The organism is Sphingomicrobium marinum, from assembly GCF_026157105.1.
In the GTDB taxonomy this organism is placed as follows: domain Bacteria; phylum Pseudomonadota; class Alphaproteobacteria; order Sphingomonadales; family Sphingomonadaceae; genus Sphingomicrobium; species Sphingomicrobium marinum.
Genome location: NZ_JANPVQ010000001.1, coordinates 2,040,469 through 2,064,871 on the forward strand (window position 1 = coordinate 2,040,469; position 24,403 = coordinate 2,064,871).

Genomic DNA, 24,403 nt, shown 5'->3' on the forward strand with positions numbered 1-24,403 from the left:
GAGCGCTTCCTTGCTCGTCCCGTCACCGCCGCCACCGCGCTTGGTCTTGATCAGTTTAGACAGGCTCATTTGGCTTCGCACACCGCGTAGCTGAGCGGCGCCAGCGCGTAGGCCAGACTGCCGGGGGCGGAGGCCTGCGGGCTGCAATGGCCGGCCAGCGCATTGAATTCCATCGACCTGGTTTCAACCAGCACGTTACCGCTGATCGCCTCGGTCGAGGTGTTGAATAGCAGCACGATTTCCTTGCCGGTCACCGGATCGAAGCGCGACGCGGCGAACAGGCCGGGTTTGTCCTTGTAGGCGCGCGTCACCTGGTCACCCTTGGTGAAAGCAGGCGTCGAGGTGCGCATGTTGGCGAGCATCGCGATCTCGCGGTAGATCGGATGCGCGGTGTCGAAATTCTCGTCGGCAGTCGTCGCGTCGGTGCCGATCAGGTCGTTGTCGTTATATTCGTCCACCCGGCTTGCGAACATGTTCTCGCGCGCCATCTGGTCGTGACCGTCACCGACGAAGCCTTGTTCGTCGCCATAATAGATGGTCGGTGCGCCGCGCAGCGTCAGCATCATGGCATGACCAAGCAACACGCGCTGCAACAGCTCGTCCTGGCTGATGCCGGGGCGGTCGGCTTTGATCAGCGTCGAGAAACGACCCATGTCGTGGTTGCCAAGGAAGGTCGGCAGCGTCTTGGCCATCTGGTGACCGCCGGCATAGAGCGCGTCCATTTCGAACATGCGCGCGATCACCGCGGTCGGCGCATCCTGCCCGAGCAGTTCGCGGACGCTTTGCTGGAAGGCGAAGTCGAGCACCGCGGGAAAGCGGTCGCGGCGCGTGAACATGGCGATGTAGCCAGGATTGCTATCGTCGCGGAACACTTCACCGAACTGCGTGAAATTGGGAATGCCGGCCGCTTCGGCGGTCACGGTCATTGCGGGCGCGAAATATTGCCAGAATTCAGGATTTACATGGCGCGCCGTATCGATGCGGAAACCGTCGACCCCGTACTTCTCGATCCAGCCCTTGAAGATTTCGATCATGCCGCCGACGACCAACGGGTTTTCAGTCATCAGATCGTCCAGTCCGGCAAAGTCGCCGTAGAGGCTGTCTTCGCCGAAAAAGTCGGAATTTCCGCGGTTATGATAGTAGATCGGATCGTTGAGCCAGGCGGGGACCTTGACGTTCTTTTCGGCCTCGGGGACGACGACTTCATAGGCCCAATTCGGATTGGTGAGCTTCGCGAAATTATCGGCGGTCATGACCTGATCGCCTTCGAAACCCTCGTTGATCGGCGCGCCATCCGGACCGCCGCGCGTCGTATAGGGGTAATCGGCGATCGAGCGGTATGCATACTCGCCGCTTTTCGTCTGGATCACGTCGGCGGTGTGATTGGTGATGATGTCCATGTAGACTTTCATGCCGCGCGCATGCGCCGCGTCGACAAAGGCCTTGAACTCCTCATTGGTGCCGAAATGCGGGTCGATCGACGTGAAGTCGGTCACCCAATAGCCATGGTAGCCCGCGCTTTCCTGCCCGGTGTCGCCCTGCACCGGCTTGTTCTTGAAGATCGGCGCGAACCAGATGGCCGTAATCCCGAGACCCTCAAGATAATCGAGCCGCTTGGTCAGTCCGGCAAGGTCGCCGCCATTGTAAAAGCCGCGATGCGTCGGATCGAAGCCGTGATCGAGTTTGCCGCCGGAAAGGCCACCGCGATCATTGCTGGTGTCGCCATTCTCGAACCGGTCGGGGAGGACGAAGTAGATCACCTCTTCCTCGGGCCCGCGTTGGCGGACTTCATCCTGCGCGAGGACGGGCGCCGCGGTGAGCGACAGCAAGGCAGCTAGCGTACGAAACATCAGGCGGGCTCCTTCTGGGTAATCGAGGCGATAAATTCTTCGTGGGTCGGCAGCTTTTGCGCACGCGCGGCAAAGGCGCTCGAAATGATGTCGAGCAGCTTCATCAGCTCGCTTTCCTGGATCGGGTCGACCGTGGCGTGCCAGCTCTTGGGCTCGATGCCCTGGCCAAGGAAGAGCTGCTGCCAACCTTCTTCGGTGAAAAGCTCGTCATCGTCGCGGTGGATCGTGCCCGATTCTTCGAACAGTTCGACCTTCTCTGCGAGTGTCGCCGGGATATCCATCGCGCGGCAGGCATCCCAAAAGGGCTCGCCCTCGCGCTTGTTGAACTTGTAATGGCCGATCAGGAAGTCGCGGATGCGCTCCCATTCGATGCGCGTGAGCTCGTTATACTTGTCGCGCCGCCGCGTGTTGTCTTCGCCTCCAGGGAAAAGCTTGAGCAAGCGCTCCATGCCCGACTGGATGAGGTGGATCGACGTGGACTCGAGCGGCTCCATGAAGCCAGCGGCGAGGCCCAGCGCGACGACATTATGCGACCAGGCGTCTTCACGCCGACCGGTCGTGAACTTGATCAGCCGCGGATCGGCCTCGGGCTTACCCTCGAGGTTAGCAAGCAGCACGTCGCGCGCTTCGTCGTCGCCCATGAATTCGCTGCAGAAAACATGGCCGTTGCCGGTGCGATGCTGGAGCGGGATACGCCATTGCCAGCCTGCCTTATGCGCGATCGACTGCGTGTAGGGTCGGAAGGGTCCACCCTTGGCGCAGGGCGCCGCCCATGCGCGATCGCACTTGAGCCAGTGCGACCAGTCAGTGAAGGGGGTTTGGAGCGCGTCGCCAAGAAGCAGCGAGCGAAAGCCGGTGCAATCGATAAAGAAGTCGCCGTCGACCCGCTCCCCGCCTTGCAGGACGAGCGCGGTAACATCGCCGCTCGACCCGTCCCGATCGACGCTGTCGATGAGCCCTTCGACCCGAACCGCACCGCCCGCTTCGGACTGCTGGCGCAGCATCTTGGCATACAGCGATGCATCGAAATGATAGGCCTGCACGAGATGCGGGATCGCACCGCCGCCGGCTTGCGGATGATAGCGCAGCGCGCGTGCCGCCGCTTCGTTGAAACTGAATGCGCCGAAATCGGCCCTGTGACCCAGCGCCTTGCCGCGCGCATAGGCATGACGGAACGGCGCGATACCCACGGCGCGGCCTGCGACCCCGAAGGCATGCATGTAGGCGTCGTCCGGCTGGTGCCACCCAACGAATTCGATTCCGAGCTTGATCGACCCGTTGGTCGCGCGAAGGAACTGCGCCTCGTCAAGTTCGAGGATGCGATTGAGGTGGAGAATTTGCGGGATGGTCGCTTCGCCGACTCCGACTGCACCAATCGTTTCGGATTCCACCAGCGTGACCGTAACCGCCCGCCCCAAAACTTTCAGAAGCAGGGCTGCAGCCATCCATCCAGCGGTGCCTCCGCCGGCGATGACAATGCGCTGTGGTCGCTCCTCGCTCACCAATGGTTCGTATCAGAAAAAGAAGGCCGCCGGGACATGATTGCCCCGGCGGCCATGCTTCTTATCAGAACTTGTAGGTGAAGCCCGCGAGGAAGCGGCGACCGTAGATCTGATAGTCGAGGATCGAGAGCGGCTGATCCGGATCGGCGACCGAGGCAAAGCGCTCGTCCGTCAGGTTCTGGCCCTGCACGTAGAGCGAGAGGCCTTCGAGCGACGAACCTTCCTGGAAGTCGTAGCCGATCTGGGCATCGAAGATGGTTTCCCCGAGCGCTTCGCGGCGCGTCGGCGAGCCGCCGAAACCGGTGAAGTCGCCAAGGAAGCCCGACCGGTAACGCGCGCTGGCGCGAGCGTTGAAGCCAGCCTTCTCGAAGAAGGCGGTGCCGTTGGCGACCCACTCCGAATAGCCCGGGATGCGCACGCTATCGCCGTCGGCTTCATCGACCGAGGTCGAGGTGTAGCTGACGCCGCCCGTGATGCCGAAGCCCGAAAGCGCCGGGGTGAAGACGTCGAAGGGCAAGGTGCCCGCAGCTTCGATACCGTAGAGTTCACCGCCGCCGGTATTGGCCTTGGTCTGCAAGCGGCCGATGAGGCCGGCCGGCGAGGCGCCCGCGGGAAGCGGGAAGCCGGTATAATCGAAGTCGAAGATGATGTCGTCGGCGATGTAGCTTTCGATGTCCTTGTAGAAGGTTTGCAGCGCGATGTAGCCCGTCGAGCCGAAATATTTTTCGAACGTCAGGTCGACCGAGTTGGCTTCATAAGGACGCAGCGACGGGTTGCCGCCACCGCCATCGAGATAGGCGCCGCCATACAGCTCCTGGAACGGGCCGTTCTGGACGACGCTGTACCCGATCGCGACGCGCAGGTCGTCGAGACGCGGACGCATCTGCTCCTGGCGGAGCGAGAAACGCACCACGTAATCGCCCGGCAGGCGCGCGTTAAGATTCAGGCTCGGCAGCAGCTGGTGGTAGCTGTCGCCCGATTCCACGTCGACGCGGGTGCCGTTGAGGAACGCGACGCCGGTCGAGGACTGATCGGTCCAGATCATGTGGACGCCGAAGTTACCCGTGAGGATCACATCGCCCAGTTCGGCATCGATATCGGCCTGGATATAGGCGGTCACGATGTCTTCCGAGACGGTGAAGGCCTTGGCCGGGATGTCGTTCGAGTCGTTGATCGTCTGCACCAGCACGCCGGAATCGATCAGGTCGCGCGGATCGTAGGTCACGATCGGCCCCAGACCCAGATAGGCCAGGTTGGTCGATTCGATCAGGAATTCGGACGGGATCGGACGCGTGCGTACCGGATTGCCCATCCCGTCCTGGCCCAGTTCGAGGAAATACTCGTCGGGGGTCAGCGACTTGTCGCGGTCGGTGAGCGCGATACCTGCCTTCAGCCCGCCAAGGAAGCCATGGTCGAATTCCTTGCCCAGCTCGGCACGGTACTGCTTGAGCTCGTCTTCGATGATGCGGTTGTTGTAGTAACCGGCCTGCGTGCGCTGGCCGCCACCCCAACCGAGCGGATCGGTCAGCACGATCAGATTGGGATCCGAATAATCGAGCGTCGGCGTAAAGAAGAAGCCGGTCGTCGAGTTTTCGAACGCGATCGTGTCGGTGATGTCGCCCGCGGCAAAATCATCGCTGTCGGTGAACGGGCTGTCCCAGTTGAAGCCGGTACCCGAATAGCTTTCGATCGACAATTCGTTGCGATCGGTGCGCGAATATCCGAAGTCGAGTTCGGCATAGAGACCGTCATCGTTGCTCCAGGCCAGGTTCACGCCGCCCGAATAGAGGTCTGCCTGACGGTTGAAGATATCGTTACGCACGACGCCCTGGACATTCTCATAAACGCCGCTGGTGTAGAAACCATCGGTGATCGTGTAGCTTCCGACATCGCCCGTCGTGCCGAACCAGCCGGCGATGGGGATTTCGATCCCGCGCTTGACCTGGTCATCGTCGAAATTCGAGTAGAAGCCATCGAGCGTCAGCATGAGATTGTCGGCCGGCTCGATCTGCACCGTGCCGTTGAGGCCGAGGCGCTTGAGGCCGGTCGAGGTGACGAAGCTCTTGGTGCCCCCCGGGATCTGGGTGTCCCCACCGCGCGGATCATCGGGGAAGAAGAAGGCGCTGGAAATCGGCTGGTAGCCCCAGGCGTTGAACTCTTCGTTCTGGTACGGCTCGTCGAGATAGGCGACCGCAAGGCTCACGCCGACGCGGTCGTCGGCGAACTGGTCGATATAGGCCGCGCTGGCGCGCCAGCCGAGATCGGTCGAATCCGAATTGAGCGCGCCGATATCGGCATAGCTGCCGCGCGCACCGATCGCGATTACGCGCTGGCCGCTTTCGAGCGGACGCACGGTGCGGATATCGACGGTGCCGACAAGGCCCTGGCCGACGAGTTCGGCAGAAGGCGTCTTGTAGATCACCACCTGGTTGACGATTTCCGAGGGATACTGGTCGAATTCGACGCCGCGGTTGTCGCCCGTCGACGTCTGTTCGCGGCCATTGAGCAACGTGGTCGAGAAGTCGGGGCCGAAGCCGCGGATGGCGATGACATTGGCGCGGCCATTGAGGCGCTGCGAGGTCACACCGGGAAGACGCGCAATCGATTCACCGATCGAAGCGTCGGGCAGGCGGCCGATATCTTCGGCGCTGACCGATTCGACCAGCTGCTCCTGGTCGCGCTTGGTAATAACGGCGTTTTCGAGCGACGCGCGGAAACCGGTGATGACGATCGCATCGTCCGGCTGGCCGGGATCTTCCTCGTCGATGACCGGGCTACCGTCTTCGGGTGCGCCTTCCTGATCCTGTGCAAAGGCCGGGCTGGCCGTCATTGCCAGCGCAAACGCACTTACTGTCGCGGTAAATCGCGCATTGGTACCCAGTTTCCTCATGTGTTCCCCTCCGTGACATGTTGGCGCCCCCGTCCTTGGCCCCGGGTGACGCTTCGATGACATAGTATTGCCAAAGCTTTGACAGCGCGGAAGGGCATCGCGCTATACATACGTATGCAGACCCACTAGGCTGCCGCTCAGAAGTACAAAGCGTGACTTTGGTGCAACGGAATCAAGCCTGATCGGTAATGCAGAGAAAAGCGACCAGCTTCGATATTGCGGCGCTCGCGGGCGTGTCCCAGCCTACCGTCAGCCGCGCCTTGTCGGGCAACCCTTCGGTGTCGGACGAAACCCGCGACAAGGTGCTGGCCGCCGCCAAGGAGCTCAACTACACGGTCGACCGCTATGCATCACGCTTGCGCAGCGGCCAATCGAAGACGCTGGCGCTGCTTTTCTTCGAAGATCCCACGCCCGACGATACGCTGATCAACCCCTTCTATCTGTCGATGGTCGGCGCGCTCACCCGCGCTTGCGCGAGCGCAGGGTACGACCTCCTCATCAGCTTCCAGCAGCTCTCTGCCGACTGGCATGTCGATTACGAAGACAGCCGCAAGGCCGACGGCATCTTGCTGCTCGGCTATGGCAATTACCTGCAGGCCAAGCCGCGGCTCGAACAACTGGTCAAGCAGGGCACGCATTTCGTGCGCTGGGGCGCGGTGGTCGAAGGCCAGATTGGTACGACGGTGGGCTCCAACAACCAGCACGGCGGCTACCTGGCCGGGCGCCATCTCGTCGACCGCGGGCGAAAGAAGATCGCCATGCTAGGCACGGCCAGGGATATTGCGCCTGAGTTTCTCGAACGCCGCAACGGACTTGCCAGAGCGCTCGCCGAAGACGGGCTCGAGATCGTCGCATCGATCGACGCGCTACCGACCGAAGAGGAAGGCGCCGCTGCCGCCAGGACGCTGCTTGGTTCGGGCAAGGACTTCGACGCCGTCTTTGCCGCGTCCGACCAGATTGCCATCGGCGCGATGCGCTATTTCAAGGAGCGCGGCATGACGGTGCCCGACGATGTCGCGATCGTCGGTTTTGACGACAGCCCGTCCGCGCGGCTGAGCGAGCCCGCGCTGACCAGCGTCAGCCAGGATGCCAAACGCGCGGCAGAAGCCTTGGTCGATACGCTGCTCGACAAGTTGCAGGACCGGGCACCCGATAGCGTGCTGTTGCCAGTGGAACTCAAGGTCCGCGCGTCTAGCTGACGCCTACTGCATACGCATGCATGCGTTCGCGCCATTGTCATTTGAAAGACCCTCTGCCAGCGTTTTCGCAGCATAGCCTTGGGAGGGGTGTGATGGATCAGGCGGTCGCCCAAAAGCCGCGCCAGTCGCTGGCGGGCCTCATGAATATCAGTTTCGGTTTCTTCGGCATCCAGATCGGCTTCGCGCTTCAGAATGCGAACATGAGCCGGATCTTCCAGACGCTCGGATCTTCGCTCGACGACCTTCCGGCACTGTGGGTCGCCGCGCCGCTTACCGGCCTGCTGGTCCAGCCGATCATCGGCTACATGTCCGACCGCACGTGGCTTGGCCGTTTGGGTCGGAGACGCCCTTACTTCCTTGTCGGCGCAGTCCTTGCCGCCCTCTCGCTCTTCCTCATGCCGCTATCCGAACTATTGCTGATGGCGGCGATATTGCTGTGGGTGCTTGACGCCTCGCTCAACATTTCAATGGAGCCGTTCCGCGCTTTTGTCGGCGATATGTTGCGCAAGGATCAGCACACAGCGGGCTATGCGGTGCAAACCGCCTTCATTGGCGTCGGTGCTGTGGTCGGCTCACTCTTCCCCACCATGCTCGACGCTTGGGGTGTTTCCAATGTCGCAGCCGATGGCGGCATACCCGATACCGTTCGCTACAGCTTCTGGTTCGGTGGTGCCGCGCTCTTCCTCGCTGTGCTGTGGACCGTGGTGACGACGAAGGAATACGATCCTGAGGAAATGGCACGTTTCGATGGCCGTGAAGAGCCTGAAGCGGCAACCGGCCAGACCATCCGTGCCCTCGCTGCCCGGACCTACCAAAGCGCCAGTGTCTGGGTCGTCGCCGGCGCCGCGCTCGCCGGCCTCGTTTATTGGCGCGGATTCGAAAAGGAGATGTATCTGCTTGCAGCGCTTTTGGGCGCGTACGGCATTGCCTCGATGGTCGCGATCAACATGGCCAAGGCCGGCGCCAGCTCCAACATGCTCAGCCAGATTGTCGGTGACTTTTCAGGGATGCCCGAGCTGATGAAAAAGCTCGCGCTGACGCAATTCTTCAGCTGGTCCGCGCTTTTCATCATGTGGATCTACACGACCCCCGTTGTCGCGCAGAAATTCTTCGGCAGCACCGATCCGTCGAGCGAAGCGTACCAGGATGCCGGCAACTTCGTCGGCGACCTGTTCGCCACCTATAACGGGGTGGCAGCCGTGGCGGCGCTGGCATTGCTGCCGTGGCTCGCCAAGGTCATCGGCAAGGTTAAGACGCATATGGTCGGGCTGCTGTGCGGCGCGGCGGGCTATGCCAGCTTCTTCATCTTCACCGATCCGCAGATGCTCTTCATTTCGGAAATCGGTGTCGGCATCGCCTGGGCATCGATCCTCGCCATGCCTTACGCCATCCTTGCGTCGAACCTGCCGCAGCGAAAGCTGGGCATCTACATGGGGCTGTTCAACGTCTTCATCGTCGTGCCGCAGCTGTTGGTCGCGACCGTGATGGGCACGATCCTGATCAACTTCTTCCCGGACGATCCCATTTTGACGATGGGCTTTGCCGCGACGGTGATGACGCTCGCCGCGCTCGCCATGCTGCGCGTGAAGGAAGAACAGCCCGGATAAGCACGCTTGCGCCCCCTCCGGCGATGCCATATGCTTTAACTGAGGTTAGTTTTTCGGAAGCGTTGGCCATTTGCTGGGGGACGTGCGTTGAGCGCACCCGATATCTTTTTGTCTTACAGCCGCGAGGATCGCGCGGTGGCGCAGCGCGTCAGCCACGGGCTCGAGCGCGAGGGCTTTTCGGTCTGGTGGGACGCCGAACTGCATTCGGGCGAAACCTTCGACGAGATGATCGAGCATAATCTGCGCCGATCCAAGGCCGTCATCGTGCTATGGTCACCCAACTCGGTCGGATCGCGCTGGGTGCGCGCCGAGGCCACGCAAGGCGACCGTCGCAAGAAACTCGTGCCCGCGGTGATCGAAAGCTGCGAACTGCCGATCGCCTTCGAACTCCATCACACCTCGGACCTGTCGACGTGGGACGGCAATCTGTCCAACCCGAACTGGCTTGGCCTCGTCACCGACGTGCGCCGCCTGATCGGCTTCAAGGTCGGCGATCAACCAGCGGCAACCAATACGCCGCTATCGGGGCGTCGCCCGGTACGAGACATGGCGGCGGAAGATGCAAATCCGAACGAGCCCACGCAGTTTTTCACCGAGGCCGCCGCGCCGCTAGAAGAAAGCGAAGTCCACGTGCTCGAACTGACCGACGGTGACGAGCGCGTGCGAAAACATGTCGTAGGGCCGCTGGGGCTCAAAATCGGGCGCGCTTCGCCGGCCGACCTGATCCTGTCCGATCCGCGTGTTTCGCGCAGTCATTGTCTGGTCGAAATCAAGGATGACGAGCTTGAGGTGTCCGACCTCAATTCGACCAACGGCACCTATGTCGACAATGAGCGCGTGGAGAAGACAATGCGGCTTCCCATCGGATCGGAGCTGCGCGTGGGCAAGAGCCGCCTCATCCACGAATTACGCTCGCGCGCCGACCTGCAGGCCTAGCCCTGAATCCTCAACGCTCTGTCGAGGCGCTGTTGTTGCGCAGGAAGACGAGATATTGCCGCGTCTGTTCAGCCTGGCGGATCAGCCGATCGGCCTCTGCGCGCGTAGACACGCCGCGCATCGAATTGCTGAGCGTTCCGAGATAATCCTCATACCCTTCGGCGCGCTCTGCATTGGCGCGGCGCGTATCGTAGCCGGCCCTTTGCGCATCCGAGGCGCTTCGCCCGGGTCGCCGGCCGCGCGCCATGCGCTGCACCTCGTCGGCAAGCCCTTCGCCTTCCCTGACGATCGCGGCGAGGCGATTGCGCTGCGCAGCGGTCACGCCCGCAGAGGCGCTCGCGGCAGGCGTCGCGCTCGGCTGCGAGAAGGTCGATGCGGGCGCGCTCGTCGGCTGCTGCGCGGCGGCCTGCGATTGCGCAGGTTCGTCGCTCGGTTGACGCTCGACAGTGCGTTCGGGTCGCTCTGCCGGCGTGTCATCCTCGGCGACTTCTTCGGTGTCTGCCTCGTCGTCCGGCGCCACGCTATTGCCGTCTTCCAGCGTGACCTCTTCCATACCTTCATCGTCGATCGCGATCGGCGCCTCTTCGATCTCGGCGAAGGGATCGTCACTCGGGCGCAGCAGGAAAAGAGCGACAATGGCAAGCAGCGCTGCGACACCCGCCGGCACCAACCATTTCGGGCGCGCACTCGACTGGTTCTTGGACTTTGCCGCAGCCACCGTTGTCTTAGCTTTGCCCTTAGCGTCCGCATTTTCCTTCTGCGGCGCCTCTGCCTCGGCCACCTTGCCGCGCGCCGCGGCGATTGCCGCCGCCGCCGCTTTCTCGCCTTCATCGGGCCAGGGCAAAGCGGGCTTTTTCTTCCATTCGCTGCGATCGGGGCCCGATCCGAGCGCCTCGCCCGCCATCGCATCGATTTCGGAAGGTTCTGCAGCGTCCGCCTGCGTGGGCTGGTCGTCATTTGTTTGAGACGTGTCCGGCGGGTCCCCCGTCGCATCCGCAGCTTCGGCCGCAGCATCGTCTTTCGCGTAAAGGCCAGCGCGCGTTTCGCCGGAAGCCATCTTGAACGTGGCGTCCTCAGGAGCATCGGGGACGGCATCGGCATCGGCAGCGGGCTGCACCGGCTGGATGTCGTGCGGATCGTCCATCATGGGCGCGATCCGTGTGGCGTCTCCATCGTCGGCCGGCTCGATGCCGCCTGAGAAGAGGGGCAGCCACTGCGCTACCGACTGCGGTCGGTCACCGGGCCGAATGACCATTGCGGCATCGATCGCCTTGAGAAATTCCTGCGAATATCCGGGCAGGTCGCGCTCTGCCAGCGGCGTGTCGTCTTCGCCGTGCATGCGCTCGAGCACTTCCAAGGGCTTTTCGCCCGTCACGCACTCGTACAGCACGACGCCAAGCGCGTAGATGTCGGTCCACGGCCCCTGGTCGTAGGTCTTCACATATTGTTCGATCGCCGCATATGGCGGGGTATGGAACGTGACCTTTGTGGAGGTCGCGTCGCCGCTTTCAAAGCGCGCCGATCCAAAATCGATGAGCACCGCGCTGCCATCTTCGCGCACAATGATGTTGGCGGGTTTGATGTCCCGGTGAAGCACGCCCACGCGATGCGCGCGTTCAAGGCCCTCGGCGATGGGCAGGATCATCGCCGATAAGCTCGCCTCGTCAAATTTCTTGCCGTCCTTCAATTGCTTGGACAGTGACTGCCCGTCTTCGAAGTCCATCACCATGTAGGCGGTGCCGTGGATTTCGAAGAGGCTGCGCACCGACACGATGTTGGGATGACGCGACGGCGTAGACAGGTTCCACAACAGCTTCGCTTCCTCGACGAATTTCTTGAGGCCGAGCGCGTGGACCTCCTCGGCATCGCTGTCGACCGGCACGACCGTATCGTCTTCCTCGCGCTCCGAGATCGAACTGGGGAAATACTCCTTGATGGCGACAAGCTCGTCGAAATAGATACCGCGCCCGCGATAGACGATGCCGAAACCGCCTACGCCAATCACGTCTTCGAGCCGCCATTCACGCAGCACGGTGCCCACCGGCAGTGCCTTGTTGCTATAGGCTTTGCTCATCCTGTGCCCCCCAAATGGCATCCGGTGACAAGAATTGCATAAACATGGGTTAGTTTCTAGTCTGCGGTACCGTAGAGGGGGTATGGTCATGCGCTTCCTGAGTGCCGGGACGACCCATGTCGGACTGAAACGCCAGCATAATGAGGACGCACTGCTCGACGCGCGCGATCGAGCTTTGTGGGTGGTCGCCGACGGGATGGGCGGGCACGAAGCGGGCGATGTCGCCGCCAAGATGGTTGTCGATCGCCTCGGGCAGGATTTATCCGAAGGCACTGTCGAGGACCGCTTGGATAGAGCCTCGGCCATACTCGAAAAAGTGAACGACGAACTTGTCGCCATGGCGCAGGAAGGCGGGAAAAGTGGCACGATCGGCACCACGGTCGTCGGACTTGTCCTCGAGGAAGCGAAGTTCGGGGTTTTCTGGGCGGGCGACAGCCGCGCTTATCGCGTACGCGACGGCGCCATTGCCCAGCTGACCCGCGACCACAGCCTGGTGCAGGACCTGGTCGACGCAGGCATGCTGGCGATCGAGGATGCGGAGCACCACCCCGATGCCAATGTCGTGACCCGCGCGGTTGGCGCGAAAGAGACGCTCAAGGTCGCGACGCGCATCGGCGATGCGCAATCGGGCGACATATTCGTGATCGCTTCGGATGGCCTCACTAAAGTGGTGGAGAAATTCGAGATCCTCGACATCGTGACCAGCCGCAACCCGATGCAGGCCGTCGATGCTTTGCTTGATATGACGCTCCAGCGCGGCGCGCCCGACAATGTCACAATGCAGGTAATCCGCGTCGGCTGATCAGCCCGGATTATACTGCATATAGCCATACCAGGCGACATAGGGTTCGCCGCGCGCATTGCGCGCCGGATTGAACCGCACCTTTTGTTCGACCAGCCGGCAGGTTTCGGCATCGATCTCCGGATCGCCGATCGAGACGTTGACGCGGCAGTCGGTCGCACGGCCATTGACCTGCACCCGCACCGCAACCAGTACGCGCCCGCCCGACGGCCAGCGTCGGCGCATGTCGCGCGGATAGTCGCGGGCGGTAAGCGTCGTGCCCTGCACAACGCTCGGCCGCGTCCCGCCACCGCCGCCAAGCCCGGTGCCGCTATTGCCCGATCCGGTGCCATCGCCGCGCCCGCCCGCGCCCGTGCCTTCGCCGGGACGGTCGCTGGCGCCCTGGGTCGTATCGCGGCCTTCGTTGGGCGTTTGCGATGCGGGCACCCTATTGCGGGTCGGCGTGCGCACCACCGTCGCCTCAACCGGCGTGGCCTCGCTTTCGATATTCTCTTCGCTGGCGGCGCCTTCCTCACGCGGGGTCGCCTGGTCGGGATCGTCGATATCGACTTCGGGCGGTGGCGGCTCGGGCAACGCGATATCGAACGTGTCGAGCGGCGGATCCTTGGCGACCTCGTCCCCACCGACCGTACCGAAAAGCAGCGCCACCGCTGCCACCGCAGCATGCAGCAGCAGGACGAGCAAAAGCGTGCCGACACGCTGCGCAGGAGGTGTTTGTTCGCCGTAGGCCATGGGGGTCTAACGCGGTTCTGGCGCGACGGGTTCAGTCCAGAAGAGCTGGCAAGCCCTAGCGATCAGGACGCCGCGCGTCACAGCGCCTCCACGATAGTAGCGTTGGCGATGCCGCCGCCTTCGCACATCGTCTGCAATCCGAACCTCTCGCCGCGCGCGCGCAGCGCATGAATGAGCGTCGTCATCAGCTTGGTTCCCGTCGCCCCGAGCGGATGCCCCAGAGCGATCGCACCGCCATTGACGTTCAGTCTGTCAGGGTCGGCCTTGGTCTCCGCCAACCAGGCCAACGGCACCGACGCGAAGGCCTCGTTCACCTCGTAAAGATCGATATCGTCATGGCTGCGGCCCGATCGTTCGAGGATTTTGGCGGTCGCGGGCACCGGCTCCATCAGCATGATGACGGGGTCGCCCGCCGTGACGGCCAAGGCGTCGACACGCGCCAGCGGGGTCAGGCCATGCTCCTTGAGCGCGCGCTCCGAGACCACCATGACGCCCGACGCGCCATCGCAGATCTGGCTGGCATTGCCCGCCGTGATCACCCCGCCCTCGGTCAGCGGATCGAGTCCGGCGAGTCCCTCCATCAACGCGTTGGCGCGGATGCCTTCGTCCTTGTCATGGCGGATCGCATTGCCGTCCTTGTCCGCCCCGTCGAGGACGAGAATCTCGTCATCGAACGCGCCCGCCTCGGTGGCGGCGGTGGCTTTGCGATGGCTCTCGAGCGCGAAGGCATCCAGCTGCTCGCGCGAAAAATCGTACTGATCGGCAATCATCTGCGCGCCGGTGAATTGCGAGAATTCGGTTACGCCGAACCGGTCGAGGATCGCCTTGCTCCACGGGCCTTCGCCAAGCCCCGCCTTGGCGGGCAGGATGAACGGCGATCCCATGGGCACCCGCGTCATGCTTTCGACACCCGCTGCGATGACGACATCCTGCGTCCCGCTCATCACCGCCTGCGCGGCGAAGTGGAGCGACTGCTGCGAGCTGCCGCATTGCCGGTCGATCGTCACCGCGGGAACGCTTTGAGGAAGCTTGGAGGCGAGCACGCAACTGCGACCGACATGGAAACTTTGCTCGCCGACCTGGCTGACACAGCCGACAATGACGTCTTCGATCACCGCCGGATCGATTCCGCTGTCGGCGACCAGTGCGTCGAGGATGGCGCCGCCCAGGTCGACCGGGTGCCAACCGCGCAGCGCCCCGCCACGCTTGGCACCCGCGGTACGTTTGGCAGCGACGATAAAAGCGTGTGGCATCTATAGGCTCCTGCAAGTGGAGCGCCTGCGTTAGCGCGGTCGCGGGCCAGCCGACAACGGGGTTGGCTTCAGAATCAAAAAAGCCGCCCCGGCGGGACGGCCTTTTTGGCATGGCGGTGTGTGCTGACTAGTTCGCACTTTCCTCACAATTGGAATAGCTTTTCAAACGCCCACGGAAACGACGGCTTTTGGGTTATTAGATATGCCGTGCGAATGGCTGCAATGGGGTGGAAAGCGGACATTCGCGGGATCGCATGATCGAAGTCCGCTAGGTTTAGAAGCAGACCCGTGCCGGACGGATCAGGCAGGAAAATGAATTCCGCACAGTTTGTTGCCGTCGGGATCACGAAAATAGGCCAGTTCGATGGTGCCCATGGAGGCAGTTTCGCGCGGTCCGGGCGGAGCTTCGATCGAGGTTCCGCCAGCGGCAACGGCGGTATCGTGAAGCTGCTTCACCTGCTCGGGCGAGTCGCAGGAAAAGGCGACTGTACTGCCGTTGGCGACGCTTGCCGGTTCGTCGTTGATCGGCTGGCTGACGATGAAGTTGGTTCCGTCGCCGTTATTGTAGATCAGACGGGTGTGGCCGCTGTCGGCGATGTTCCGCGTCCCTTCCCCTGCACCCAAGGTGCCGAGCACCGTGTCGTAGAAGCGCTTGGATCGTTCAATATCGTTCGATCCGACCATGGTGTGAAAAAGCACATCTACTCTCCTGAAGGCTGATCGACTTCCGATCGCCATTAGCGGTCTCACCTAACAGGCACGTAACCTGCAGTCACCCCCGGCCCTCGGAATGTCCGCTATGGGGTCGGTAGCTGACTGTCCGCTTCCGGCTTCCGGAACCAGAAAGATGACATACAGTTGGCTAGCCGCCGGAAGCGGTTGCTATGTCAGTCTGGGGGCGGAAGAACAATACCGATATGACGCATCCTAAATTGCAGTAGAGGCCTTCGTGGACGCCGCTGGTAGAGATTGCATCGCCTCGAAAATTAAGTTCTGAGTCGAAGAAACATTTTATGCGAAAAGATTGGATGCTAGTCGGGCTAGTCGGAGCGTCAGGCGCTGGAAAAACATTGACCGCGCAAGACGATGTACAAGTTCCCTGATGAGGCGGAATTCGACCGTGAATTCACCGACTTGTTCCCTGAAGAAGCAGTTGCGCAGCTTCTACAAGGAACATGGCGGAGAGGGTGGGATTCGAACCCACGGTACCCTTGCGGGCACAACGGTTTTCGAGACCGCCCCGTTCGACCACTCCGGCACCTCTCCAACGCATGTCAGTGAGTTCAGGGCGGGTTAGCCCTTGGTCGGAGCGGGCCTCTAGCAGCGCTTGGACGGCTTGAAAAGGCCCTAGACGATAGCCCGTCTGGAACGGCCCGCCTCGCCGCCCATTTTTGTGGCATGACCGATTTTTCCAACGCTCTCGTCGTCGGTGCCCCGGGCGGCATCGGCGGCGCTATCGCGGACCGGCTGGAAAGCCAGGGCACGCGGGTCACGCGGCTGTCGCGATCCAGCAAGCCGCCGATCGATTTCGCCGACGAATCCAGCCTGTCAGCAGCGGCTCAAGCATTGAAGGCGAACGCCCCCTTCGATCTCGTGTTCGTGGCCACCGGCATCTTGCATAGCGACGATTTCGGGCCCGAAAAGAGTTGGAAGATGCTGGAGAAATTTCCGCTCGAGCAGGTGTTTCTTGTCAACACGATCGGCCCCATGCTGGCTGCGCGGCACTTGCTGCCGCTGATGCCGCGCAAGGGGCGCAGCGTCTTTGCTGTGCTTTCGGCGCGCGTCGGGTCGATTTCGGACAATCGGCTGGGCGGCTGGTACGGCTACCGCGCCTCCAAGGCCGCGCTCAACCAGTTCATCCGTACGCTATCGATCGAGCTTGGCCGCACGCACGAGGACCTTGTCGCCCTCGCGCTTCATCCCGGCACGGTCGATACCGACCTGTCCGGGCCGTTCCAGGGCAACGTGCCCCACGGCAAACTCTTTACCCCCGACTATAGCGCCGAAAAGCTGATTGCGGTGATGGCGGAGGCTACACCCGACGATAGCGGCAAGCATTATGATTGGGCGGGCGAAGAGGTGCTGCCCTAGTCGTTACATCTTGCGACAATGTCGCAGCCCCCTGACAAATTATCGCGACCTTTCGCCTGCATAAGGCATGCATTGGCGGCTCCCCCGCCGCCTGTTTGTGAAAGGAAAGCGTTTATGAAAAAGTTTCTCGTGATCGGCGTCGCTGCCGCCCTCTCCCTCCCTGCCATGGCTGTTGCCCAGCCTGGCGAGCGCGGCACGCGCGCCGATACCAATGGCGATGGCCTGATCCAGCTGAGCGAAGTCGAAGCGCAGGCGCAGCAGCGCTTCGCCCGGCTCGATGCTGACGGCAACGGTGCCATCACGCAGACCGAAGCCGCTGAAGCGCGCGAAAAGATGAAGGCCATGATGGCCGAACGACGCGCTGGCGGCGAAGGAAAGAATCGCGGCATGCGCGGCAAGCGCGGCATGCACGGCGGTGAAGGCGCGATGTTCGAACGCGCCGATGCCAATGGTGACGGCCAGCTGACGTTCGCCGAATTCAGCGCCCCGATGATGGAGCGATTTGCCAAGCATGACGCCAATGGCGACGGTGCGATCAGCGCCGAAGAACGTGCCGCAGCGCGCGAAGCCCGCAAAGCCGCGCGCGGTGCCCGCGGCCAGTAAGCGAAGCCCTCGCTCTGGCCCGACCGGAACGTGGGGGCTGGCATCGCCGGTCCCCATGTTTCATCAAGGATACCGATATGCGCCCGCACCTCCTCATCGTTGAAGACGAGCCCGCGATCCGCACTCCGCTCCAGCGCTACTTGGAGAAAGAGGGAATGCGCGTGACCGCGGTGGCCGACGCCGCCAAGGCGCGCGAGGCGCTGGCGGGCGGCGCGTTCGATGTCGCGGTGCTCGATATCATGATGCCGGGCGAAGACGGGCTTTCGCTTGCCCGCTCGATCCGCGCCGACGGCGCGCTGCCCATCCTGTTCCTTTCCGCCAAGGCTGAAGATATCGACCGCATCGTCGGGCTCGAAATGGGTGCTGACGATTATCTCACCAAGCCCTTCAATCCGCGCGAACTGCTCGCCCGGCTGAAGGCTATCCTGCGCCGCACCGGCGCCGACCGCGAAGACGAAAGAACCGAGACCGAGGTCTACCACTTCGAGAACTTTATCCTCGACGCCACGCGCCAGACGCTGCTGCATGACGGTCAGGAGGTCGAACTGACCAGCGGCGACTTCCGACTGTTGCTCGCGCTCGTCCAGCGCCCCGCGCGCGTCCTGTCGCGCGACCAGCTGCTCGACCTCACCAAGGGCCGCGAGGCCGGTCCCTTCGATCGTGCGATCGACAATGCGATCCTGCGGTTACGCAAGAAGTTGGGCGAGGAGGGCCCGCGCCTCATCCGCACCGTGCACGGCGCAGGCTATAGTTTCGCCGCCGAGGTGGAGCGCGCATGAAGCGGCTTACGCTTGCGACCCAGATTGCGCTGGTCTTCGCGCTTGCGCTCTTCCTGGCGCAGGCAATCAATTTCGTCTTTGCCGCCAAGAACCGGCAGAACCAGCTGGTAAACAGCGCCGCGCTGCCAGCCGCCGAGCGCCTGCTGACCGCAGCCAACAATGCCGACGCGCTGGAAAACCAGCCGATGATCCGGCGCATGGCGCGGCAGCGCCGCGTGGCCATCAGCGAGATTTCGCCGATTCCGGAGAGAGCCGAGCGACTGCCGAGCGCGGAAAGAGTGATCGGTGAAGCGCTTACTGCCGAGGGTCTGATTACCCGGCAGATCCGGGTCGTGACGCTGGACCCCGGCGGCCGTGATCGGCCGACATTGCTCGCCGCCGCGCAGCTCGAAGACGGTCGCTGGGTCTCGATCCGCGGCCGTGGCCCGCGCCCGCTCGGCCCGCTGCTGGGCGCGCTAATCCTGCAATATTTCGTCATCGGCCTGATCGTACTGTTGCCCACCCTCTGGCTGCTGCGGCGGACCAGCCGCTCGATGCGCCGCCTCACCAAGGCCGCCGAGAATTTCGATGGCACCAACGTCCCTGAGCCTGTCCCGGTCGAAGGCCCGCGCGACGTCCGCGCGCTGATCGCTGCCGTCAACGGCATGGAAACACGCATCGCCGACATGATGGGCGAAAAGGACGTGATGTTGGGCGCGATCGGCCATGACCTTCGCACCCCATTGACCGCGCTGCGGATCGAAGCGGAAACCGTGGAGGACGAGAGCCAGCGCGCCGCGCTGATCGACCAGATCGAAGCGCTGCATGCACAGTTCGAACAATTGCTCGACTTTGCCCGGCTCGGCCGTGCGGCCGGATCGACCGAGATCATCGCGCTCGACGATCTCGCCAAGGCCATTGTCGCCGACCACGCCGACCCGGCGCTCACGCTGGCCGCTAGCGAACCTGTCCGCGTGTCGGCGCAGCCCGGCCCGCTGCGCCGCGCGATCGACAATCTTGTCGGCAATGCGCTGCGCTACGGCGAGCGCGCCGAACTATCCGTTCGCGCCGATGGCGACAGCGCCATAATCGTCATTCGCGATCATGGTCCCGGCATCCCCGGCGACCAGAGCGAAGCCGCGATGCGCCCGTTCGAGCGGCTCGAAGCCTCGCGCAACCGGGGAACCGGCGGTCATGGCCTTGGCCTTGCCATCGTCGCCGCCGTTGCCCGCGCGCAAGGCGGCCGGCTTGAGCTCGACGATCCTGCAGAAGGCAGCGGCCTGGAAGCGCGCATCATACTTCCGCGCTTGTCCTGAGCGCCAGACGTCCTACATTGCATTGCACCATGTTGAGTAAAATTCCTTCCGCCAATTTTGCCATTGGCGATGTCGTGCGTCACCGAATTCTCGAATTTCGCGGCGTGATTTTCGATGTCGATCCCGAATTCGACAATACCGACGAATGGTACGAGGCAATTCCGGCCGATATCCGCCCGCACAAGCAGCAGCCTTTCTACCACTTGATGGCGGAAAACGAGGAGCAGACGTACATCGCCTATGTCAGCCAGCAGAACCTCGTGCTCGACGATGAGGAAGGCGAGGTCGACCACCCCGCAATTCCCACGTTGTTTACCGGCTTTTCGGATGGTCGCTATCAGTTGCGCCCCGAACGTCGCCACTAAGGCACCTTTCGCGTAAATTTCCGGTCACAAATGGTTGACTCGTCGCCAGCCTTTCCATAGGTGGCCCCATCCCCCGCGCGGACGAGGTCCGGCGCGGCCAATATTAATGAATTGAGAGAAGAGCCCATGTTCGCAGTCGTGCGCACCGGCGGTAAGCAATATCGCGTCGCCGAAGGAGATAAGATCGTAGTCGAGAAACTCGACGGTGAAGCTGGCGACAGCGTCGATCTGGATGATGTGCTGCTCGCGGGCGAAGGCTCGAAGCTGCAGTCGACCGACAAGATGGTCGTCGGCGCCAAGATCGTGGCCCAGGCCAAGGGCGAAAAAGTGACCGTCTTCAAGAAGAAGCGCCGTCACAACTATCGTCGCAAGCGCGGCCATCGCCAGCAGCACACCATCCTCGAGATCGTGTCGATCGGCGGTAAATCGTCTGGTAAGAAACCGGCTGCTAAGAAGGCCGAAACGAAGTCGGACGACAAGAAGCCGGCAGCGAAGCAGGCTCCCGCCAAGAAGGCGGCACCGAAGAAATCGACAAAGGATGCTGCACCTGCTAAGAAGGCGGCAACCAAGAAAACCACGGCCAAGAAGGCTCCTGCCAAGAAGCCCGCGGCCAAGAAGACCGAGAAGAAGTAACGATGGCACATAAAAAGGCTGGCGGCTCGTCCAAGAACGGTCGCGACTCAAATCCCAAGTATCTCGGCGTCAAGAAGTTTGGCGGGCAGCAGGTCGTTGCCGGCAACATTCTCGTGCGCCAGCGCGGTACCAAATTCTATCCGGGTACGAACGTCGGCCTCGGCCGCGATCACACCCTCTTTGCCCTTACGGACGGCCGCGTGTCGTTCAGGGACGGCAAACTCGGCCGCAAATTCGTGCACGTCGACATTATGCCGGAGGCGGCTGAATAATCGGGACTTGTCGCTAAAGGGCGGTCCCACCGGAGGGACGGTCCGACAAGTCTAGCAAGACTAAAAGGGAGAAGAGGCCGCCCCTCTTCTCCCTTTTTTTCGTTTGTCAGAAACTTCTCCCTGAATTGTCACCTGGGCCCCCTAGCGGGGCGGCAAGGAGAAGAATGATGTTCGCGGTTACCAAGCGTCTGCTGCTGCGCCCCGGCTGGTCCAACGATGCGCCCGCGATGGCGCGCGCCATCGCCGACGAGCAGATCGTGCGTAACCTTGCGCGCGCGCCATGGCCATACGGGCTCAAGGACGCGCAAAAGCATCTGGCGACAATGGCGTCAGCCAAGCTCCCCGTCATGCTGATCACCAAGCGCGATAATGCCGAGATCGTCGGCATCCTCGGCTTCGACCGCATGAAAAGCGGTGAGATAGAACTCGGCTACTGGATCGCCCGCAAGCACTGGAACCAGGGCTATGCGACCGAAGCCTGCCTCGCCGCGCTCGATATCGCCAAGACGCTAGGGTTCAACCAGATCGTCGCCGGCCACTTCACCGACAACCCGGCAAGCGGCCGCGTCCTGCGCAAGCTTGGCTTTGTTGCCACCGGCGAAAAGGCAATTCGCCACAGCTGCGGCCGCGGCGAAGAGGCCGAAGTGCTGATGTACGCGCTGGATCTGGCGGAGGGTGCCGGTCGGGTCGCGGCCTAAGCGCGCTGTTTGGTGATTTCTCAAGATATAGCGCTGGAACAATTTTGCACCTGAATCACGCATTTCACTGCCGTTAAGCTCGGTAACGGTAGTTGTCTCGAGTTGGTATGGAGAGCGTCATGTGTATTTCGAGCAAATTTTTCCTTGTTTTATTTGGTGTGACGGCTGGTTGCGCGGCGACAGCCCAAGAAGCAAACCCCTCGGGCGGAATGCCGGATTGGGTGTCTCAAGCGAAAATCGTTGCTGAAATGGAAGGTATCAGCGTCGGCGAAGCCGTTCGCCGTGCTCGACTACAAATTCTTGCTGACAGGCAAGCTGAGAAATTTGCGAATGATCCCGAATTTGCCGGAAGTTGGATAGAGCATGGCCGCAAAAATTTCCGGGTGAATTTCGCTTTCCGAGGCGGGGGCGCTAAGACCATTGCCGACCCCGAACTCAGCGCGGCGTCAAACATTGAAAACGTCCGCTACTCGATGAAGGAGATTCAAGACGAGCGTAGGCGACTTACAGCTTTGCTGGAATCGCTAGGAATTGACGTCGGTTTCGAGCTGATCGTTCAACGAAATCAGCTTATCCTATACCCAAGCGATCCTGTGGCGTTGAACAAATTGATCGCGGATGGTTCGGTTACGCCACGAGATTTCGTTACCGTGGCAGAGAAAGCCTTAGTGCGTAGGCCTGAAGCTGTTGTAAAAGGTGCAGGGGCTACTAATGGAACATTTGTCGACCCCGCAGATGGGTTTACGTACGGAAGCAACTGTTCTGCAGGGTTTGTTGTCCTCAGCGGCTCTACGCGTGGCATTTCTACGGCTGGCCATTGCGCCAAGTATGCTGGGCAAACGCAAACGCATCGCGGAGCGCAAATCGGAACGCGTATGGGACACAAAGAAGCCAACGGCTTGGATGTGGCGTGATTTCGGAATACATCGAATACGTATTTGAACAGGGTTCGATGGCAGAGCGGCACCTACTATTCCATAACAAACACTGCACCATTAAATCCAAGTGTTGGAAGCGCCGTGTGTATTATCAAGAGGGATCAGACCCAACAGTGCGCATACGTAAAGTCTAACAACATTTGGTTTGGCAGTGATGGGCCATATACTGCGGTCGATCGAGATGTAGCCATTAGTTCGGACAGCGGCTCTCCTTGGCTTTATGGTGGAGTTGCTTATGGGATTCACTCCGGTGACGCGGTCACCTCAGTGGGAACATTAGATTTCTTCACACAAGCTGCAAAGCTGCCCGAAATGGGAATCGCGATAGCGACAAATTGATGGCATAAACGGAACACGAAGTGCGCCGGAGCGCTAAGCCGCCCGGCGCACTTTCTTGCCCGTCGTATCGAACTTGGTGCCGACCGCCGCGTCATAATCGCGGATGAGCTGGCGGTCGTCCTCGTTCCACGGGTGGAAGCTTGGCAGGAAGTAGGCGATCCACGGCTTGATCCATTTGCGCACCATGCCGGGCGACAGGACGGCATATTTAAACATGTGCCATTTCGCCTTGGCACCGGTCAGCCCGTCCTGCCGCAGCAGTTCGAGCATCCCTTCCCAGCGATGCTTGAGGAAATTATAGGTCACGTTGACCATCACCAGGCTTTTTACCTTCCAGCGCTTGGTGCGCGACCAGTCCTTGGTCGCATGCATCCAGGTGTCGAAGGCCACGCCCTTATGCTCGATCTCTTCGGACGCGTGCCAGCGCCATAATTCGGCGGTCGCCTCGTCGGCGCCTTCCAGATGCTTTGGGTTGGCAAGTAATTCGTGCGCCAAGATCGCGGTGAAATGTTCGAGCGCCATGGTCGCTGCAAGGCTGGCAATCTTGGGCTTGGTCGCGACGAAATCGAGCCGCTCCTGCACCTTGTCCTCGAGTGGCTTGATGTCATAGCCCGCATCGGCCGCGCGATTGTTGAAGGCGACATGCTCGCGACTGTGCATCGCTTCCTGCGTCACGAAATTCTTGATGTCCTCGGCCAGCCGCGGGTCGGCGCCGTGGCGGAAGGCCCGCACGCTATCGACGAAAAAGGCCTCTCCCTTGGGAAAGGTGATCGACAACGCGTTGTAAAAAGCCGTCGCATAGGGATCGCCGCCATGCCAATGGCGCGGGGTCTGATCCTCCCGCCCGAAGCGCCGATCGCGCGGCGTGATCGCAAGATCGATGGGGGTAACGGTTGCGGTTGGCATCACTTCACTCCAAAGAGACGGTTTAGTCATAGATGGTTATAACTGACAATTATGTCAATAAGCTTACCGACTCGTAAACGCATGTCGCCCGAACAAAGCCGCGCCGCTGCCGTTGCTGCAGCGCGCGAGCTGCTGCGCGACAAAGGCATGGGGAGCGTGACCCTCAAAGCGGTGGCAGCGAAGATCCACCGCACCCACGCCAACCTACTGCATCACTTCGGCAGCGTCGACGGCCTCCATGCGGCGCTGGCCGACGAAATCGCGCACGAGGTCGCCAGTTCGATCACGGGTTCGATTGGCAATTATCGCGCCGGAAAAACCAAGCTGCGTCACGTCGTCGAGGAGATGTTCACGGCGTTTCGCGAGCAGGGCCTGGGAGAGCTTATCGCCTGGGTAGTCCTGTCGCGTCGCCGCGAAGCGCTCGCCGCGGTGGAGAGCGCGGTGTCCGAGGTGGTCGAGGCGATTACCGAGCCCGGCGATGATCGCCCGCTCGACAAGGCGACGATGGGCCTCGTCCTGCTGGCCATCGGCGACGCGCTGGTGGGCGAGGAGATCGCCCGCGCCACCGGCAACGAACATAGCGCCGCGCACGAAATTGCGGTCAAACAGATCCTTGCCGTGCTTGGGGAGTTAAAGTGA

Annotated in this window: 22 protein-coding genes and 1 tRNA gene; 14 read left to right on the forward strand and 9 right to left on the reverse strand. The window is 61.8% G+C overall.

The annotated features are described in order from the left end of the window. Window positions 1–65 precede the first annotated feature (65 nt). The 3 genes from NUX07_RS10460 to NUX07_RS10470 form a co-directional block, all read right to left on the reverse strand. A complete protein-coding gene (locus NUX07_RS10460; protein WP_265530517.1) occupies window positions 66–1,850 on the reverse strand; it encodes an alpha-amylase family glycosyl hydrolase in 1,785 nt (594 codons plus the stop codon). Further along, window positions 1,850–3,352, reverse strand: a complete 1,503-nt coding sequence (locus tag NUX07_RS10465) for a tryptophan halogenase family protein (RefSeq protein ID WP_265530518.1) — start codon at window positions 3,350–3,352, stop codon at window positions 1,850–1,852. The genes NUX07_RS10460 and NUX07_RS10465 overlap by 1 nt, the downstream gene beginning before the upstream one ends. Before the next feature lie 64 nt (window positions 3,353–3,416). Continuing rightward, window positions 3,417–6,242, reverse strand: coding sequence for a TonB-dependent receptor (locus NUX07_RS10470; protein WP_265530519.1), 2,826 nt, complete (start codon window positions 6,240–6,242; stop codon window positions 3,417–3,419). 188 nt (window positions 6,243–6,430) lie between these two features. Here NUX07_RS10470 and NUX07_RS10475 point away from each other — a divergent pair, with 188 nt between their 5' ends. The 3 genes from NUX07_RS10475 to NUX07_RS10485 all read left to right on the forward strand — a co-directional run bounded on the left by NUX07_RS10475 (window position 6,431) and on the right by NUX07_RS10485 (window position 9,984). Further along, entirely contained in the window at window positions 6,431–7,441 is a 1,011-nt protein-coding gene (locus tag NUX07_RS10475) for a LacI family DNA-binding transcriptional regulator (RefSeq protein WP_265530520.1), read from the forward strand. A 92-nt stretch (window positions 7,442–7,533) separates the two neighbouring features. Then, complete coding sequence (locus NUX07_RS10480; protein WP_265530521.1) at window positions 7,534–9,048, forward strand: MFS transporter; 1,515 nt, start codon at window positions 7,534–7,536, stop codon at window positions 9,046–9,048. A gap of 87 nt (window positions 9,049–9,135) precedes the next feature. Next, window positions 9,136–9,984 carry a TIR domain-containing protein gene (locus NUX07_RS10485; protein ID WP_265530522.1) on the forward strand — a complete coding sequence of 283 codons (849 nt, stop codon included), beginning with the start codon at window positions 9,136–9,138 and terminating at the stop codon, window positions 9,982–9,984. Window positions 9,985–9,994: 10 nt separating this feature from the next. Here the strand turns inward: NUX07_RS10485 and NUX07_RS10490 are convergent, their stop codons facing one another. Further along, a complete protein-coding gene (locus NUX07_RS10490) occupies window positions 9,995–12,058 on the reverse strand; it encodes a serine/threonine protein kinase (protein WP_265530523.1) in 2,064 nt (687 codons plus the stop codon). Between the two features lie 88 nt (window positions 12,059–12,146). On the opposite strand from NUX07_RS10490, the gene NUX07_RS10495 reads away from it, so the two are divergent. Then, window positions 12,147–12,860: a PP2C family protein-serine/threonine phosphatase gene (locus tag NUX07_RS10495; protein WP_265530524.1), complete on the forward strand. Its 714-nt coding sequence runs from the start codon at window positions 12,147–12,149 to the stop codon at window positions 12,858–12,860. Here NUX07_RS10495 and NUX07_RS10500 read toward each other — a convergent pair whose 3' ends face one another. The 4 genes from NUX07_RS10500 to NUX07_RS10515 all read right to left on the reverse strand — a co-directional run bounded on the left by NUX07_RS10500 (window position 12,861) and on the right by NUX07_RS10515 (window position 16,111). Beyond that, window positions 12,861–13,592: an energy transducer TonB gene (locus NUX07_RS10500; RefSeq protein ID WP_265530525.1), complete on the reverse strand. Its 732-nt coding sequence runs from the start codon at window positions 13,590–13,592 to the stop codon at window positions 12,861–12,863. A gap of 77 nt (window positions 13,593–13,669) precedes the next feature. After that, complete coding sequence (locus tag NUX07_RS10505; protein WP_265530526.1) at window positions 13,670–14,845, reverse strand: acetyl-CoA C-acetyltransferase; 1,176 nt, start codon at window positions 14,843–14,845, stop codon at window positions 13,670–13,672. 300 nt (window positions 14,846–15,145) lie between these two features. Then, window positions 15,146–15,544 (reverse strand): VOC family protein, encoded by a 399-nt coding sequence (locus tag NUX07_RS10510; RefSeq protein WP_056019274.1) that lies wholly within the window; start codon window positions 15,542–15,544, stop codon window positions 15,146–15,148. Window positions 15,545–16,021: 477 nt separating this feature from the next. Beyond that, window positions 16,022–16,111: transfer RNA gene (locus tag NUX07_RS10515), tRNA-Ser, on the reverse strand. Window positions 16,112–16,243: 132 nt separating this feature from the next. On the opposite strand from NUX07_RS10515, the gene NUX07_RS10520 reads away from it, so the two are divergent. From NUX07_RS10520 to NUX07_RS10560, 9 genes are all read left to right on the forward strand, one after another. Then, window positions 16,244–16,936, forward strand: coding sequence for an SDR family NAD(P)-dependent oxidoreductase (locus NUX07_RS10520; RefSeq protein WP_265530527.1), 693 nt, complete (start codon window positions 16,244–16,246; stop codon window positions 16,934–16,936). Window positions 16,937–17,050: 114 nt separating this feature from the next. Continuing rightward, window positions 17,051–17,539, forward strand: coding sequence for an EF-hand domain-containing protein (locus NUX07_RS10525; RefSeq protein ID WP_265530528.1), 489 nt, complete (start codon window positions 17,051–17,053; stop codon window positions 17,537–17,539). Window positions 17,540–17,616: 77 nt separating this feature from the next. Continuing rightward, on the forward strand, window positions 17,617–18,318 hold the full coding sequence (locus NUX07_RS10530; RefSeq protein ID WP_265530529.1) for a response regulator: 702 nt from the start codon (window positions 17,617–17,619) through the stop codon (window positions 18,316–18,318). After that, window positions 18,315–19,613, forward strand: coding sequence for an ATP-binding protein (locus NUX07_RS10535; RefSeq protein ID WP_265530530.1), 1,299 nt, complete (start codon window positions 18,315–18,317; stop codon window positions 19,611–19,613). Before NUX07_RS10530 ends, NUX07_RS10535 begins: the two co-directional genes overlap by 4 nt. Window positions 19,614–19,642: 29 nt before the next feature. Beyond that, the gene (gene hspQ, locus NUX07_RS10540; RefSeq protein WP_265530531.1) at window positions 19,643–19,978 is read left to right on the forward strand and encodes a heat shock protein HspQ; all 336 of its coding nucleotides are present in this window, start codon (window positions 19,643–19,645) and stop codon (window positions 19,976–19,978) included. A gap of 126 nt (window positions 19,979–20,104) precedes the next feature. Beyond that, a complete protein-coding gene (gene rplU / locus NUX07_RS10545) occupies window positions 20,105–20,611 on the forward strand; it encodes a 50S ribosomal protein L21 (protein ID WP_265530533.1) in 507 nt (168 codons plus the stop codon). Between the two features lie 2 nt (window positions 20,612–20,613). Continuing rightward, a complete protein-coding gene (gene rpmA / locus NUX07_RS10550; RefSeq protein WP_265530534.1) occupies window positions 20,614–20,883 on the forward strand; it encodes a 50S ribosomal protein L27 in 270 nt (89 codons plus the stop codon). Between the two features lie 164 nt (window positions 20,884–21,047). Continuing rightward, window positions 21,048–21,581 carry a GNAT family N-acetyltransferase gene (locus NUX07_RS10555; RefSeq protein ID WP_322597198.1) on the forward strand — a complete coding sequence of 178 codons (534 nt, stop codon included), beginning with the start codon at window positions 21,048–21,050 and terminating at the stop codon, window positions 21,579–21,581. Between the two features lie 119 nt (window positions 21,582–21,700). Next, window positions 21,701–22,495, forward strand: coding sequence for a hypothetical protein (locus tag NUX07_RS10560; protein ID WP_265530535.1), 795 nt, complete (start codon window positions 21,701–21,703; stop codon window positions 22,493–22,495). A 396-nt stretch (window positions 22,496–22,891) separates the two neighbouring features. Here NUX07_RS10560 and NUX07_RS10565 read toward each other — a convergent pair whose 3' ends face one another. Then, the gene (locus NUX07_RS10565) at window positions 22,892–23,764 is read right to left on the reverse strand and encodes a metal-dependent hydrolase (RefSeq protein WP_265530536.1); all 873 of its coding nucleotides are present in this window, start codon (window positions 23,762–23,764) and stop codon (window positions 22,892–22,894) included. Window positions 23,765–23,845: 81 nt separating this feature from the next. On the opposite strand from NUX07_RS10565, the gene NUX07_RS10570 reads away from it, so the two are divergent. Beyond that, on the forward strand, window positions 23,846–24,403 hold the full coding sequence (locus tag NUX07_RS10570; RefSeq protein WP_265530537.1) for a TetR/AcrR family transcriptional regulator: 558 nt from the start codon (window positions 23,846–23,848) through the stop codon (window positions 24,401–24,403).

Bases quoted from the DNA above. Each gene is read 5' to 3' on its own strand.
- NUX07_RS10460 (WP_265530517.1), bottom strand. From the start codon at position 1,850: ATGTTTCGTACGCTAGCTGCCTTGCTGTCGCTCACCGCGGCGCCCGTC.
- NUX07_RS10500 (WP_265530525.1), bottom strand. From the start codon at position 13,592: ATGGCCTACGGCGAACAAACACCTCCTGCGCAGCGTGTCGGCACGCTT.
- NUX07_RS10490 (WP_265530523.1), bottom strand. From the start codon at position 12,058: ATGAGCAAAGCCTATAGCAACAAGGCACTGCCGGTGGGCACCGTGCTG.
- NUX07_RS10495 (WP_265530524.1), top strand. From the start codon at position 12,147: ATGCGCTTCCTGAGTGCCGGGACGACCCATGTCGGACTGAAACGCCAG.
- NUX07_RS10530 (WP_265530529.1), top strand. From the start codon at position 17,617: ATGCGCCCGCACCTCCTCATCGTTGAAGACGAGCCCGCGATCCGCACT.
- rpmA (WP_265530534.1), top strand. From the start codon at position 20,614: ATGGCACATAAAAAGGCTGGCGGCTCGTCCAAGAACGGTCGCGACTCA.
- NUX07_RS10570 (WP_265530537.1), top strand. From the start codon at position 23,846: ATGTCGCCCGAACAAAGCCGCGCCGCTGCCGTTGCTGCAGCGCGCGAG.
- NUX07_RS10525 (WP_265530528.1), top strand. From the start codon at position 17,051: ATGAAAAAGTTTCTCGTGATCGGCGTCGCTGCCGCCCTCTCCCTCCCT.
- NUX07_RS10555 (WP_322597198.1), top strand. From the start codon at position 21,048: ATGATGTTCGCGGTTACCAAGCGTCTGCTGCTGCGCCCCGGCTGGTCC.
- NUX07_RS10505 (WP_265530526.1), bottom strand. From the start codon at position 14,845: ATGCCACACGCTTTTATCGTCGCTGCCAAACGTACCGCGGGTGCCAAG.
- NUX07_RS10470 (WP_265530519.1), bottom strand. From the start codon at position 6,242: ATGAGGAAACTGGGTACCAATGCGCGATTTACCGCGACAGTAAGTGCG.
- NUX07_RS10535 (WP_265530530.1), top strand. From the start codon at position 18,315: ATGAAGCGGCTTACGCTTGCGACCCAGATTGCGCTGGTCTTCGCGCTT.
- hspQ (WP_265530531.1), top strand. From the start codon at position 19,643: ATGTTGAGTAAAATTCCTTCCGCCAATTTTGCCATTGGCGATGTCGTG.
- NUX07_RS10480 (WP_265530521.1), top strand. From the start codon at position 7,534: ATGGATCAGGCGGTCGCCCAAAAGCCGCGCCAGTCGCTGGCGGGCCTC.
- NUX07_RS10560 (WP_265530535.1), top strand. From the start codon at position 21,701: ATGTGTATTTCGAGCAAATTTTTCCTTGTTTTATTTGGTGTGACGGCT.
- NUX07_RS10520 (WP_265530527.1), top strand. From the start codon at position 16,244: ATGACCGATTTTTCCAACGCTCTCGTCGTCGGTGCCCCGGGCGGCATC.
- NUX07_RS10475 (WP_265530520.1), top strand. From the start codon at position 6,431: ATGCAGAGAAAAGCGACCAGCTTCGATATTGCGGCGCTCGCGGGCGTG.
- NUX07_RS10565 (WP_265530536.1), bottom strand. From the start codon at position 23,764: ATGCCAACCGCAACCGTTACCCCCATCGATCTTGCGATCACGCCGCGC.
- rplU (WP_265530533.1), top strand. From the start codon at position 20,105: ATGTTCGCAGTCGTGCGCACCGGCGGTAAGCAATATCGCGTCGCCGAA.